This is a genomic window from Vibrio sp. R-1 (assembly GCF_035615595.1).
GTDB classification, from domain to species: domain Bacteria; phylum Pseudomonadota; class Gammaproteobacteria; order Enterobacterales; family Vibrionaceae; genus Vibrio; species Vibrio cholerae.
Map to the genome: position 1 here is coordinate 1 of NZ_WPDC01000322.1, position 433 is coordinate 433.

Sequence of the window (433 nt, forward strand, 5' to 3'; positions counted from 1 at the left end):
TTTTTTTACACAACCAAAGAAAAATGATGGCAACCAATAATAAATCCTTCTCGAAGGTAAAATTTATGCGCTAAAAAACGCTGTACACCGGAATCAAGATGAATTTGGCCACAGCCTTCTTCTATTGCATAACTTTTAAACCAATCTATGAGCAGTTTGCCGACACCTTTTGAACGAACTTCTGAATTTGTAACCAAGTCATCAATATAGATATGTTTGCCCCAGGCCAACTTTTCACAAATACAAAATCCAGCAACACCCAATACAGCATCACCTGATTTTACATACGCAACTTTATAGCCATTCGACTGCTGTTTAAGTATTTGTGCAGACAGAGATTCCAAATCAAAATCTGGACGAAGTGTCAGTAGTACTTCTGCAACTGACCTCAAGTCAGTGCTATCTTTCAATAGATGAACTTTCATATTTCCTC

At 37.2% G+C, this 433-nt stretch carries 1 protein-coding gene; it reads right to left on the minus strand.

The window, feature by feature from the left end; genetic code table 11:
- Positions 1-5 precede the first annotated feature (5 nt).
- Complete coding sequence (locus GOU96_RS18335; RefSeq protein WP_042988309.1) at positions 6-425, minus strand: GNAT family N-acetyltransferase; 420 nt, start codon at positions 423-425, stop codon at positions 6-8.
- Positions 426-433: the final 8 nt, after the last annotated feature.

What these genes read in the sequence shown, in the direction of transcription:
- GOU96_RS18335 (WP_042988309.1), bottom strand. Translation starts at nt 425, where the DNA reads ATGAAAGTTCATCTATTGAAAGATAGCACTGACTTGAGGTCAGTTGCA.